Source organism: Leucothrix arctica (assembly GCF_003172895.1).
Lineage (GTDB): Bacteria > Pseudomonadota > Gammaproteobacteria > Thiotrichales > Thiotrichaceae > Leucothrix > Leucothrix arctica.
In genome coordinates, this window is record NZ_QGKL01000004.1 from 70,084 (window position 1) to 84,047 (window position 13,964).

Annotated in this window: 9 protein-coding genes; 2 read left to right on the forward strand and 7 right to left on the reverse strand. The window is 44.5% G+C overall.

Annotation, left to right across the window (positions count from 1 at the left end):
- Positions 1–59: 59 nt before the first annotated feature.
- Genes DKT75_RS00515 through DKT75_RS00530 form a run of 4 tightly spaced genes read right to left on the reverse strand, consistent with a single transcriptional unit; the run spans position 60 to position 7,343 of the window.
- Positions 60–3,119, reverse strand: coding sequence for an efflux RND transporter permease subunit (locus DKT75_RS00515; protein ID WP_109821481.1), 3,060 nt, complete (start codon positions 3,117–3,119; stop codon positions 60–62).
- A gap of 2 nt (positions 3,120–3,121) precedes the next feature.
- On the reverse strand, positions 3,122–4,381 hold the full coding sequence (locus DKT75_RS00520) for an efflux RND transporter periplasmic adaptor subunit (protein WP_109821482.1): 1,260 nt from the start codon (positions 4,379–4,381) through the stop codon (positions 3,122–3,124).
- Positions 4,378–5,838, reverse strand: a complete 1,461-nt coding sequence (locus tag DKT75_RS00525) for a LysM peptidoglycan-binding domain-containing protein (protein ID WP_109821483.1) — start codon at positions 5,836–5,838, stop codon at positions 4,378–4,380. The genes DKT75_RS00520 and DKT75_RS00525 overlap by 4 nt, the downstream gene beginning before the upstream one ends.
- Before the next feature lie 2 nt (positions 5,839–5,840).
- On the reverse strand, positions 5,841–7,343 hold the full coding sequence (locus tag DKT75_RS00530; RefSeq protein WP_109821484.1) for an efflux transporter outer membrane subunit: 1,503 nt from the start codon (positions 7,341–7,343) through the stop codon (positions 5,841–5,843).
- A gap of 119 nt (positions 7,344–7,462) precedes the next feature.
- Here DKT75_RS00530 and DKT75_RS00535 point away from each other — a divergent pair, with 119 nt between their 5' ends.
- Positions 7,463–8,059: a TetR/AcrR family transcriptional regulator gene (locus DKT75_RS00535; protein ID WP_158278763.1), complete on the forward strand. Its 597-nt coding sequence runs from the start codon at positions 7,463–7,465 to the stop codon at positions 8,057–8,059.
- An 11-nt stretch (positions 8,060–8,070) separates the two neighbouring features.
- On the opposite strand, the gene DKT75_RS00540 is transcribed toward DKT75_RS00535, so the two are convergent.
- From DKT75_RS00540 to ahpC, 3 genes are all read right to left on the reverse strand, one after another.
- Positions 8,071–10,485, reverse strand: a complete 2,415-nt coding sequence (locus DKT75_RS00540) for a GGDEF domain-containing phosphodiesterase (protein ID WP_158278764.1) — start codon at positions 10,483–10,485, stop codon at positions 8,071–8,073.
- A gap of 125 nt (positions 10,486–10,610) precedes the next feature.
- Positions 10,611–12,200, reverse strand: coding sequence for an alkyl hydroperoxide reductase subunit F (ahpF, locus tag DKT75_RS00545; RefSeq protein ID WP_109821487.1), 1,590 nt, complete (start codon positions 12,198–12,200; stop codon positions 10,611–10,613).
- Positions 12,201–12,302: 102 nt separating this feature from the next.
- Positions 12,303–12,866 carry an alkyl hydroperoxide reductase subunit C gene (ahpC, locus tag DKT75_RS00550; protein WP_211665104.1) on the reverse strand — a complete coding sequence of 188 codons (564 nt, stop codon included), beginning with the start codon at positions 12,864–12,866 and terminating at the stop codon, positions 12,303–12,305.
- Between the two features lie 138 nt (positions 12,867–13,004).
- Here ahpC and oxyR point away from each other — a divergent pair, with 138 nt between their 5' ends.
- A complete protein-coding gene (oxyR, locus tag DKT75_RS00555; protein WP_109821489.1) occupies positions 13,005–13,910 on the forward strand; it encodes a DNA-binding transcriptional regulator OxyR in 906 nt (301 codons plus the stop codon).
- The last annotated feature ends 54 nt before the right edge of the window (positions 13,911–13,964 follow it).

Here is a 13,964-nt window from a genome sequence, read left to right on the forward strand (position 1 = left end):
CGCTATGTGCATAAATAAAAAAGGGAGGCCGCAGCCTCCCGAACCTTCAACACTAAACTTTAAGCCTCACACTCCGAGCTTTTAACCCCAAAAAAGATCGTATAAAGCACCGGCACTATCACCAACGTCAACACCGTCGCAAAGCTCAAACCACACATAATCACAATCGATAAGCTCCTAAAAAACGGGTCAGGTAATAACGGCGCAACACCCAGTACAGTGGTCACCATACCCAACACCACAGGCCGCACACGACTCACCGCCGAGTCTAAAACCGCATTCATACGCGCCTTTCCAGCGGCAATTTGGCTATCCGTTTCATCCACCAGTACGATCGCATTTTTGACCATCATGCCCGTTAAACTCAGCGCCGCAAGTATGCCCATGAAGTCCAAAGGACTTTGGAAAGTAGCCAGTCCATACGACACACCAACGATCGATAATGGTACGGTCAGCCAAATAACTAAGGGCTGACGATAAGCATTAAACAGCAGGATCACCACCAATATCATCGCGCCAAACCCTAAGGGCATAATCGACCCTAGCCCCTTTTGCGCACGCGCACTGTCTCCCGCTTCACCTAGCCACTCTAAGTGGTAACCGGTGGGTAGCACCATAGCCTCAAGCTTTGGCTGTATTCGTTCATAAAGCGTGTAGGAGTTCACCCCATCAGCAGGATCAGCCTGTGCGATTATAGCTAGCTTTCGGTCTACACGGCGGACTTTATAGTCGTCAAACACCACATCAAAGCGATCAACCACTTGGTTAATGGGTATAGATTCGCCTAGCGAGTTGCTAAAGACTCTGACGGAACTGAGTGCTTCTGGTGATGTTCTAAACGCTTCGGCAGGACGGAATAAGATTTTCCGAAGCTCCTCACCTTCACGCAAAACACCAATCTGAGTGCCGCTAAAATGCCCTTGCAATGCCTTGGAAATATCTTCAGCACTTAAGCCAACTTGGCGCGCTGCAACTTCATTAATAACGGGCTGAATCGTTTTTATTTGCTCCCGCCAATCATCCCTAATCGCAATCGCACCTTCCTCATGAAAGACCTCTTTAGCTTGCTTGGCTAGCTCCCGTAATACTGCTGGTTCTGGTCCACTAAAGCGCGCTTGAATCTTACTACCACTAGCTGGCCCGAGCACAAACTTCCAAACTTTATAATTACTCTCAGGTAAGGTTTCAGATAAATGATTTCGTACTGGAGTCAGCAAACTATCAATCACTGCTAGATTCTCGACATCAATCAATATCTGCCCATAAGAGGCTTCGCTACTCTCACCGATATAAGGCAGCATAAAGCGTAAATGCCCACCTCCAACCGCAGTGGTTGTACCTGTCACACCCTCTTGTTCGCGCAGCCATTCAGAGACTTGCTGTAAGTCTTTAGCTGTTTTGCGAACATCTGTTCCAGGTGGTAAATAATAGTCGACGACAAACTGAGGACGCGTTGAGGCAGGGAAAAAACCTTTGGGAACAGCCGCAAAGCTGTATACCGCAGAAGCAAACAACAGCACAACTAATGCCACTGCCACCCAACGCACTTTTATTGCGGCCACTAAGAAGCGGCGATAAGCGCCTAATATCACCCCCTCTTTCGCGTCTACTTGAACGTTGTTCTTCGCAACTGATTTACCAAAGGTCAGCGTACAAAAATATGGTGTTAACCAAACAGCCACCAGCCAGCTAAACATTAGAGATATCAATATCGTCCAGAACAAAGACCCAGCGTATTCACCGGTATTATCAGGTGAAAATCCGATAGGGGAAAACGCTAATATACCAACCACCGTTCCGCCCAGCAGCGGCCACTTGGTTTGATTCACAATAGCAATGGACGCACTCGCGGCATCCTCACCTTTTTGAACTCGAACCAAGGTCCCTTCAACTACGACTATGGCATTATCAACCAGCATCCCCAGCGCGATAATCAATGCACCTAGCGAGATCCGCTGCATTTGCAAGCCACCGACGTACATACCGATGAGAGTACCCGCGACAGTAACCAGCAAGATTCCACCCATCAATATGCCTGAACGCAGGCCCATAAAAACCAGCAAAGTACCGACCACAATCACCAGTGCAATAACCACGTTCATGACGAAATCATCGACAGATACTTTGACTGTCGCGCCTTGATCGGAGATGGCTTTTAGCTCAATACCCTGAGGGCGCCGCTGTTCTAGCTCGGCAATACGCGCTCGAATAGCGGTACCCATATCAACCACGTTACCGCCCAATACATTAGAAATACCTAGTGTAATCGCAGGCTTACCATTGGAAAATATGCTTTTAGCAGGGGGGTCGATATCCTTTTGCACAACCGTTGCAATATCACCTAGTCGATAGCTGACACCACTTTGTGAGTCAGTGATTCTAAGCGCTTCAATATTAGCCACCGAGTCGATCACCGAGTTAGGTTTTATGCGAATACGCGTCGTACCCAGCTCAACCTCACCCGCCGAAGTCACAAGGTTTTGCCCTCCTAATACCTGCGCAATTTGTCCAGATGAGATACCTAGCTGCGCGACTCTAGAGGGTGTGTATTCCACATAAATCGCCTGAGTCGGCATCCCTTGTAGTACCGCTTTGGACACGCCGGGCACCAGTACCAGTTCTTTTTGTAGCGTTTTAGCGTACTCATGCACTTCGTTTAGCGTGTAACCATCCCCCGTTATGGCGTAGTACAAGGCGTATACATCACCAAAGTCATCAAACACCATCGAAGGGCTAACATTGGGTGGTAGACGAGACTGAGTGTCACTAATTTTTGCCCGCAGCTGAGTGAAACGTTGGTTGAGTTGATCACGTGTTTTACTGGCCGCAATCTCAAACTCAATCGTTATTTCAGACTTACCCGGTGTCGAAATCGACTTGATCTCTTTGACACCTTGTAATTGTTGTAAGGCATTTTCTAAAGGATCTGTCACCTCTTCCGCCACTTCAATCGAGCTTGCACCTTGATAAGGTGTTACTACCTGAGCCTGACGAATAATGAACTCAGGGTCTTCAAAGCGCGGTAATAAATTATAGGCGGTGTAGCCACCTACCAAGATCAAAAAGGTTGCGAGTCCACTAATGACTCGCTTAGTGATTGCAAACTTAGCTAAATCCATCACTAGTCTCCAATCTTGTTAACGGGACGCACTTCTAGCCCCGTAATCATGGATGAAACACCCGCACTCACCACCAATTCGCCAACCTCGATACCTGACAACACTCTAATGGAGTTAGCACTGGCTTCACTGACCTCGACATGGCGTAGTTCGACTTTGTTGTCAGCTTTCACAATCCAAACGATTGGCTTGCCATCACTATCTGCTACTAATGCGCTTTCAGGAATGCTAAGTGATGATGCTGAACCAATATTTGAGGTATCAATGACCATCACCTTCCCGACCATGCCGGGTAAAATCATAAAATCATTGGGGCGATCAATAGATACACGCGCTTCAAATGTTCGTGTGCGTTCATCAGCCTGAGTCGTGAACTCAACCATTTCTGCGTCAAAGCTTCTTTCGGGAATGGCATCTAACGAAGCTTTAAACTTTATTTTCTCTCGGTGCGTGCCAAAATGTGCCACATCAGGCCCCGGCAAGTTAAACCTCAACTCAAGGTTTTGTAAGTCCTGTATTACCGCAATTGTTTGATTAGCTTTGACGTTGGCAAAGTTATCGACCAAACGCTCTGCAACAATACCGTCAAAAGGCGCGCGTAAAGTTGCATCATCTTCAACATCTTTAGCGTTTTTTAACTGCGTTTGCAGACTACGAATCATCGCGCTCTGCGCTGAAACGTCTTCTTTTCTTGAGCCTGTTTGTCCCTTACTCAAGGCTTGCTGGTCAGCCGCCAACCTTGCCTGAGCGGTTTTAACAGATGCTAGTGCACTGTCCATTTGCTCTTTGGGTATTAAACCTTTTCGATACTTTGTCAGTGTTCTTTCTGCATTAGAGCGAGCAGATACTACACCCGCCTCAGAAGCCGCAATCGCCGCACGCATGGACGCAATATCTTCACTACGAGAGCCACTGGTCATAGCTTTCAAACGCGCCTGCTCAGCTGTGATTTTTGCCCTTACCTGATTGACATTTGAGGTGTAATTACGCGGATCAAGCTTAGCAATTAGATCACCTTTTTTTACTTGGCTTCGGGCATGTACTGGCAACTCAAACACCTGCCCACCCACACGAAAAGACAGCTCTGCTTTTTGCCCAGATAACACAACGGCTGGATAGCTATATTCCTTGCCGATTAGTGACTCAACCACTTTAAATACTTTCACTGGCCGAGGCGGCGGTGCTTCGATAGCCCCTTCTTCCGCAGGCTGGCAACCCACTAATAATGCGCTCAGTAATAAACCGTACTTGTAGTTCATCATTTGGCACCTCCTCTTGGAATCCACACCGACACACTCTCACCGTCACGCAATAACTTCTGGCCTTGCGTGGTACGGATTGTCACAAGGAAGTTACGCAAGTCCGTGTTTAGTACTGGGCTAATTGAATGTATACGGCCACGGATTTGATAAGACCCAAGCGCTTTATTTGGCCCTGCTGTTTGGTTTGGTAGACGCTCTTCTAAGGACGCATTCATCTTAGTAATGTCTAGATATGCTTCAGCGCCAACACGCACAGCATCATATTGGTCAGCGTGTAAGTTTAGTGACACCTCAAAACGCGTTGGATCGATCAAAATAATCGGAGCAGTATTAAACACCTGCTGCTCTGATTGCGTTTGTAGATATTGTGGTGAGTAGTAATGCCCTTGCTCGATATTAATTCTTGCGACCACACCATCAATCGGCGCAACCAAATACGACTCTTTCTTGGTCACTTGCGCAGTTCCTAGCCCTGCTTTGGCACTATTAATACCAGCCTTGGCGTTGTTAACATTGGCCTTTGCGGTTGCGATACCCGTTTTAGCAACACTCACGCCAGCACCAGCCGCCTTCACTTGCCCGATGGCTCTGCGAACAGCCGCTTGTGCTGCCGCTAGCTTGGCTTGTGCTTGGTCATACTCTTGCTGTGATGCTGACTTTTGTTTGAGCAATATGCTGTAGCGGTTAAAGGTTCGCTTTGCTAACAACAGATTTGCATTGGCTTCATCACGGCTTGCCTCGGCAACGGTCACTTGTGTTTGTGCACGAACTAACTGGGCATTGGCATCAGTTACATGAGACTGAGCGCTGGTCAGCTGAGTGTTTGCCTTCACCACTTGAGCATTGGCATTAGCCAACGATGAGGCTGGGCGACTTTGCTCCTGATACGCTAACACCTGTCCTTTGCGTACGCGGTCACCCTCTTTCAGTTTTGGGTCTAAATACGCAATCCGACCTGCACTTTCAAAAGTCATGTATTCACGTCGAATTGCGCGTGCAATACCTTCGGTATATAACCACTTAGCCTGAGGTACTGACTCATCAAAGCTACTATTTAAATAGCCAGTAGTTGAGCTTGCAGCTTGAACATTGCTAGTGCCTGTCAATATAGAGTCATTGCTGACTTCTGCTTGGCCTAACGACGGTATCGACAATTGCATACCCGGTTGAACCGCTAGCGGATTACCTTTTAGTAGTTCTGCATTCGCATTAAAAATTGCGCCCCATAAGTCAGCACGGCCATACAAATACTTGGCTATTTTCGATAACGAATCACCACGAGAAACCGTGTAAGTAGTGCTTTCTGTCATCACCTTTGCTAGTTGATCAAGGTTTGAGTCATTACTCAGACTAATTTGTGCCTGACATAGAGTCATAAGAAAGGTAGACAAACACAGGACTTGCCCTAGCTGTTGGCATCGTTTCATTAACGGATACTCTTGAATATTAGTGTTCATGTTTATTTTTCCTGACTCGTTTTAGGCGGTGCTTGGTGTTTCTTTACCAGGCTTTTACTAGCTAGCGCTGATTCCACCCGTTCATCAAAACCGCCACCCAAAGCCAGCTGTAGATCGATGTAATTGATAAGCGCGTCGTACCTAGCTGAAATACAAGAACTGGATGCACTCAAGGCACGTTGCTGGCTCTCCAGTACCGTCAAGAATGGCTCAAGCCCTTGTTTGTATCGGTTCATAGACACGCGCTCGGCATTTTTTGAGGCATCAGCAGCACTGCATAGTGCTTGTTGACGACGATTGATAAGTGACCTAGCGGCGAGTGATGACTCGACTTCAGTAAAGGCAGTTAGCGCGGTTTGTGCGTAGATATTTGCGGCTGCTTGTTGTGCTGCTTCGTTTAAACGAATATTGGCTCGCAGTTTTCCACCTTGAAAGATCGGCTGTACCAAGGTGCCTGCCAGCGACCAGAAAGAGAAATCACCATCTAGCAAATTACTGAGCTGGCTACTTGTTGTTCCAATGGCCGTTGGTATCGTGCTTGTTGATAGGCTAAAAGATGGTAGTAATGACTTTTTTGCCGACTCCACATTAAATCCCGAAGCGCGTAACTGCTTTTCAGCGGCAATCACATCAGGTCGTCTAGTAAGCAAACTCGCAGGCACACCCAGCTTTGGTAAAGCTGGAAGACTTGCAAGGTTTTCTGCGGTTTGAATATTGCCATTAGGGTAGTCAGTCAGCATGCGCTGAAGTTGTCTTGATCCTCTAGCAAGCCCCTCTTCTTTTCCTGCAAGACCTGCTGTTGCTGACTGCATATTGGCAATGGATAGGTGTTTATCCGTTGGCAAAGCAATACCAACATCCGCACGGTTACCAATCTGTCGTGCGGTTTCTTTAAATACCTGTAGTGTTTTCTTTGACAGTGCAACCTGTTGTTTTGACTGAACGACTGTAAAGTAAGCTTTAGCGGTATTTGCCGCGACACTTTGTCTTACTGCACGTAGCGATTCATGACTAGCAAGATAGCTTTCTCTAGCAGCAAGTGACTGTGATTTAAGGCGATTCCATAGGTCGATTTCCCAGGAAATACCTAAGCCCAAGGTATATGACTCTGCTGTAGAGGAGCCCACTTTGTAACCTGAGGTACTCAGCGCTAATGATGGTAATCTATTGGCACCTGCAATCACTGCCTGTGCTCTAGCTTGAGCTACTTGGGCTTGGGTTTTCCAAACTTGGTAATTTTTACCGACTGCTTGGTTAATGATGCTAGTCAGTTGTGGATCTTTAAACTCATTCCACCAGTTACCATTAACTACCTCACCTTCGCTTAACAAGCTGCCTGATACTCCGTCCCACTTTTTTATATCAGTACCGAGTAAGTCACTTTGAGTCTCTTTAATAATACCGCTGGAAGTATCATTTATCAGGGTGCTAGCACAGCCTGAACTAAGCAATACCAGCCCGGTAACCATTGCCCATTTTAGGGTTGGTTGCTTTGATCGTTTCATAAACTATTGTTTTTTCACTGCTAATTAATAGACAGTGTCTTTTTAGATGATATGATAGAAATGGTCAATTAGCACAAATGCTAATTTGACAAATACATAACAAAGTAATGAGTTTGTCTATGAAAAAGAGTACCGATTTAAGAGCTGTGCGAACGCGACGTTGGTTACAAGACGCTTTGCGTAAACTGCTTAAAACCAAGCCATACCAAAAAATTAATATAGGTGAAATAGTCTTCAAAGCTGAAGTTGCAAGACCCACTTTCTACTTGCACTTCTCTTCCAAAGACGAACTTTTGATGAGTATTTTTGATGATCTATTTATAGACTTTAGAGCAGCGCTGGCAGAAGAGGTCAAGAAAACCGAACTCGACTATCCTCTCATTGGAAAGTTAATGTTTAGCTGTGCCAGAAGAAATGCCGAAGGCTTACGCGTCTTACTAAATGCAGGACTAGACTCATTAGTAGAGCAACGATTTAGGATCATTATCAGTGAAACGGGGGAATCTATTCGAGCGGCACACCCGATTGCTGATGAGGCTAAGGTGCTAACCCCCTACTTAGATGACTTTATGTCCAATGGTATTTTCGCGCTATTAGAACGGTGGATACAGGAAGACATGCCAATTCCAGATGAAATCATGGGATTGATCATCGCCAATATGACAAAGGGCGTTAGAGAAATGCTAACTGATGATAATTTTAAACTTACTAGGTAAAACCAGCTAGGTTAACCCTCTACGACAGTTTTCTGCTCTATTAAAAGTTGCTCAAAACTTTTTGCATTAACAGGCTTTGAGTATAGATACCCTTGACCAAAATCAGCATTCGCTTGCTTCAAAAGTGAGCTCTGAGAACTACTTTCAACACCTTCTGCGATGACTTTCATATTGTATATATGTGCTATATCAATGATTTTATTACATAAGGACATGCTCCTTTTTCCTTCAGCAATATCCTTCACAAAGGAGTAATCAATTTTTAGATAATCACTTTGAATATCTTTTAAGTAAGAAAGAGAGGAGTACCCTGTTCCAAAGTCATCTAGGGCAATTTTCATACCGCTATTACGAAAGGTATCTAATCGACTAGTGATGGATGGACTAGACTCTAGTACCAGACTTTCGGTTATTTCAATAACGATAGCAGAGTGATCTAGACCTTTTGCTCTAATGAATTCAACCCATTTATCAGCATCTATACCACCATCACGATATTGAGCAGGTGAGGTATTAATACCAATGGCTAGATTGGGCTGTATTTTTGTTCGCCATATCGCTAATTGCTCAACCGTTTGATGAAACACCCAGTCGCCAATTTCAATAATCATTCCCGTGTCTTCAGCAATTTCAATAATCCCTGCAGGACTTACTAACCCCTTTTCCGGATGATTCCACCTTAATAGCGCTTCTGCTTTAACAATTAAACCCGTTTTAAAATCGATAATTGGCTGGTAAAAAACTTCATACTGTTGCTCAGATAGTGCATCCCTCATTTCGCTGATAGTCTGCATCCTATTGAGTGCACTGGTACGCATTTGTTTTGAGAAATAACTATAACGATTACGACCCTTGTCCTTAGAAAGGTACATTGCTTGATCAGCATTCATCGTTAAAGTTTCCGCATCAGTGGCGTCCTCTGGATAACGTGTAATACCGATACTCGCAGAGATATAAAATACATTAGAAAGTATCTTAAATGGCTTACTTAAACAGACCAGTATTTCATGAGCAACACGATCTAGTGTTGGCTTATCGTTAACGCCCGACAAAATAACGGTAAACTCATCACCACCAATTCGTGAAGCAAAATATTTATCTCCAACAACCGTTGTTAAACGTTTCGATGCTTCAACTAATAGTGCATCACCAGCTTTATGACCGTAAGTATCATTAATGTGCTTAAAACCATCCAAATCAATAAAGAATAGCGCTACAGGACCTAAATTCTCATCAGCATTGGTGATTAATTTATCGAGCTGCTTATTATACATACGCCGATTAGGCAGGTTAGTCAGTGGGTCAATATTGGACTGAGACCAGATTAGCTCTTCATTTTCTTTTTGCGCTGAAATGTCAGTATGAGTGCCAACTACACGCAAGGACTCACCACTCTCAGCTCTTGTTATAACAACCCCTCTAGATAGAATCCAAATCCACTTTCCTTGTTTATTCAACACTCGGTTCTCAATGGAAAAGTCGGATGTATCAAGCCTAAGGTGAGCGTCTAATGCATCGATAGATTTTTGTCTATCTTCAAAATGAATCAACCTTTGCCAAGCTTTCATGGTTTTGAGGTGGCTTTTTTTGTACCCCATCATGTTCAAGGTCTGTGGCGAGAAAAAAACCTCATCGGACAAGGTGTCCCAATCCCATATGCCATCACCAGAGCCCTCTATTGCAAACTTCCAACGCACATCACTTGATAACTTAGCCTTATTTAGCTCTGACTGATAATTATCAATATCACATAAGAGATTATTAAACTCCCCCATCAAATCTGCAATTTCATCTTTTTTATTAACTTTCAACAAATACTGAGTTGGGTTATTGGGGTCCACCTTAGCCCTCATCATTTGTTTTTTGAGCTTTTTAATAGGCGCTATAACAATTTGACTGATTGCCAATATCGTTGCAATAACAACAAAAAGTGAAATAATAGCAATTAATCCAACAGTCTCTCTCACTCGACTAAAAACATTATCCTGCATGAGTGCAGTATCAATTCGTAAATTGACCCAGCCTAAAGAACCATAACGGGTTGTGAAAGGACGCATAACTTCGAAACGCGTTTTATCATCTGAAAACACAGACTGCGCTCTAATTTTTTGTACATCGAGTGCTGAAAAACTTTCACCATGGGTAATGGGACATAGAGTTAACTCACATATTTCATAGCCAACAATTACATGGCCGCCTGATAATGTTTCAACATCATTGACTTGATTCTGTTTAATGAAAGTTGCAATCATTTGACTAATCAGTAACTCAGCTTGTACCTCCACTTCTTTAGTTTGGCTCACCCCGACTGACTTAGTTGTTGGGAAAATGATGATTGAGGTAATAAGCAAAATACTCGCTAACACCACCGCAACCAACTTTTGGCTCAAGCCAGCTGAGATAGCATTACGAATAATAGTCTGCATAAGCATTTGAAATAGGATAAAATTAATATAACTATATAAGGCTATTTCCGGCTACAGACTGAATAAATATTCGCAAATAAAAAAGGGAAGCAAAAGCTTCCCAAAGTCTTCATCACACTAAACGATTAAGCAGCGTCACTCACCTCTTCTGCTGGTGCTGAGCTACGAATCATATAGTCAAACGCTCCCAATGCCGCTGTTGATCCTGCACCCATCGCAATGATGATCTGTTTGAATGGAACGGTCGTCGCATCACCTGCCGCAAATACGCCCGGTACATTAGTCGCACCACGGTTATCAATAATGATTTCACCGTGCTGGCTAAGCTCTATATCATCTTTCAAGAACTCTGTATTTGGTATTAGACCAATCTGTACAAAGATGCCTTCCAACTCAACTGTCTTACTCTCATCATTTGTACGATCTGTATAGTGAATCGCATTTACCTTGTCACCGTCACCCGTGATTTCAGTCGTTGCAGCATTTTTGATGATCGTGATATTCGGCAAAGACTCAGCCTTACGTACCAATACTGCATCTGCTCGTAATGTGTCACCAAACTCAAGAACTGTTACGTGACCGACTAAACCTGCTAGGTCAATCGCCGCTTCGATACCGGAGTTACCACCACCAACAACCGCAACACGCTTGCCTTTAAACAAAGGACCATCGCAATGCGGGCAGTAAGCAACACCTTTACCAAGGTACTCTTTCTCACCCGGTACGTTGATTTCTCTCCAACGTGCGCCCGTTGACAAGACTATAGAGCGACTCTTAAGTACTGCGCCATTTTCAAGCTCAACTGATATCAAACCACCAACCTGCTCTGCTGCAACTATCTTGCTAGCCATTTGGTCTCTCATCACATCAACAGCGTAGTCCTTAACGTGCTCTTCTAAGTGAGCAACCAGCTTAGGACCTTCTGTTTTCTTAACCGAGATAAAGTTCTCAATACCCACCGTATCAAGAACCTGACCACCGAACTTAGCCGTCACGATTCCGGTACGGATGCCTTTACGTGCTGAGTAAATCGCTGCTGATGCACCTGCAGGGCCACCACCAACAACAAGCATTTCGTAAGGCTCTTTTTCATTCAAACTTTCGGCTTGGCGCGCTGATGCGCCACTGTCAATTTTATTCACAATTTCTGCGAAACTGGTGCGACCTTGGGTGAACACCTCACCATTCAAGAACACGGTTGGTACTGCCATGACTTTGCGGGAGTCGGCTTCCTCTGGGAAGACACTGCCGTCAATCATGACGTGTGAAATATTTGGGTTAATCACTGCCATCATATTTAGTGCCTGAACCACGTCAGGACAGTTTTGGCAGGTTAACGAAATGAAGGTTTCAAATTTAAACTCACCTTTTATGGTGCGTACTTGCTCAATCAGCTCAGGCTCAACCTTCATCGGGTGACCACCGCTGTGCAATACCGCCAATATAAGTGAGGTAAACTCGTGCCCCATTGGTACACCTGAAAAACGAATGCTGCTGTCAGCATTTTCCGCTTTTACTTGTAGCGTCGGTCTACGCTCGTCTGCGTCGGTGCCTTCTGAGAAGCTAACTAATGGCGATAGCTCAGCCATATCTTTAGCAAGTGCTAAAAGCTCTTTTGACTTAGTGTCATCACCTGCAAAAACCACTAGTTCTACACCGCTTTTAAGGTTGCTAAATGTTGGTTTAAGCTGTTCTTTTATATTCGCATCTAACATAATTAATCACCTATTGAAGAGGTATTCTTAACGATTACTTTGGCTATCAGCGCCGCCCTGCACGAACTCGGACAGGACGGCTATTTCAAAAATCTAAATAGCTTAGATCTTACCAACTAGGTCTAACGAAGGTGCTAGTGTGTCAGCACCTGGTGTCCATGCAGCTGGGCAAACTTCGCCTGGGTTAGCTGCGATGTGCTGTGCCGCTTGTACTTTTCGTACTAGCTCAACCGCAGAACGACCGATACCTAGATCATGAATCTCAGCAACTTTGATCTCGCCTTCAGGATTGATCACGAACGTACCACGTAGTGCTAAACCTTCTTCTTCAATCATCACGTCAAAGTTACGTGTAATTGCGCCAGTTGGGTCACCGATCATTGGGTAAGTGATCTTGCCGATAGTCTCAGAAGTATCGTGCCAAGCTTTGTGAGTGAAGTGAGTGTCAGTAGAAACTGAGTAAACTTCAACGCCCATCTCTTGTAGCTGTGCGTAATGGTCAGCAAGGTCGCCTAGCTCTGTAGGGCAAACGAATGTGAAGTCAGCAGGGTAGAAAAATACGATTGACCACTTTCCAAGTAGGTCAGCTTCACTTACTTCAACCGTCTCGCCGTTCTGGTAAGCAGTCGCGTTGAAAGGTAGTACTTTAGTGTTGATGATTGACATAATTATTCCGTTATTTATTTATGTAAAAAAGGGTGTTCTGTATTTCTGTGGTTATAGTAAGCAAAATTAAGCAATAGATAAAATCATTTGCAACTATCTTTGCGATTGTTATTATCTATCGATAATTAAGGAGACACCATGATCAAACTTCGCGACTTAGAGTACTTAGATGCTATCGAACGACATAAACATTTTGGTAAAGCAGCGGATGCCTGTAATGTCAGTCAACCCACCCTAAGTGCCCAAATTCGTAAACTAGAAGAGCACTTAGGTTTGACGCTAGTGGAGCGACACCCTAGAAATGTCATGCTGACTACCGCTGGCAATGCGCTCTGTACTCAAGCACGTGTCGTCCTGAATAGCGCAAAAGAGTTTGAAGCAACGGCTAAAACCCTAGCTGACCCATTAGCTGGCGCGTTACACATCGGTTTAATTCCGACGTTAGCGCCCTATTTACTACCTCACATTATGCCTGCACTGTCGCAAGCTATGCCCAATGTGAAGCTCTACTTATATGAGAAGCAAACAAAAACACTGTTACAAGATCTTGATAATGGCGACATGGATGTCCTGATACTGCCTTGGATAGATGATGAGATGAAGCGGTTTGAGCGCTATAAATTAATGGATGAACCGCTTGTGCTTGCCACACCACCCAAGCACCGACTAAGCCAGAAGGAGACCTTAAAGTTATCTGATTTGAAAAATGACACGATCTTGACGCTTGAAGATGGTCATTGCTTACGCGACCAAGCAATGGGGTACTGCTTTACCGCAGGCGCTGAGGAAGACACTCGTTTTAAGGCAACGAGTTTAGAGACATTACGTTATATGGTAGCGAGCGGCTCTGGTATTACGCTCTTACCTAAACTATCCATCGTTAATCAACCTAACTCTCCTATGATTAGCTATACCACTTTCTCTGAGCCTCAACCCATTAGAGAAATAGTGGCTGTGATCAGAAGTAATTATCCGAGAATGGAAGCTGTCCGAAAACTAGTGAGTACTATTCGCCAAACAGTTGAAAAGATTGATATCTCATAACATAGACAACACATAAAAAGCGATACCGTTGGTCCAGTAAAATTTACACAACTA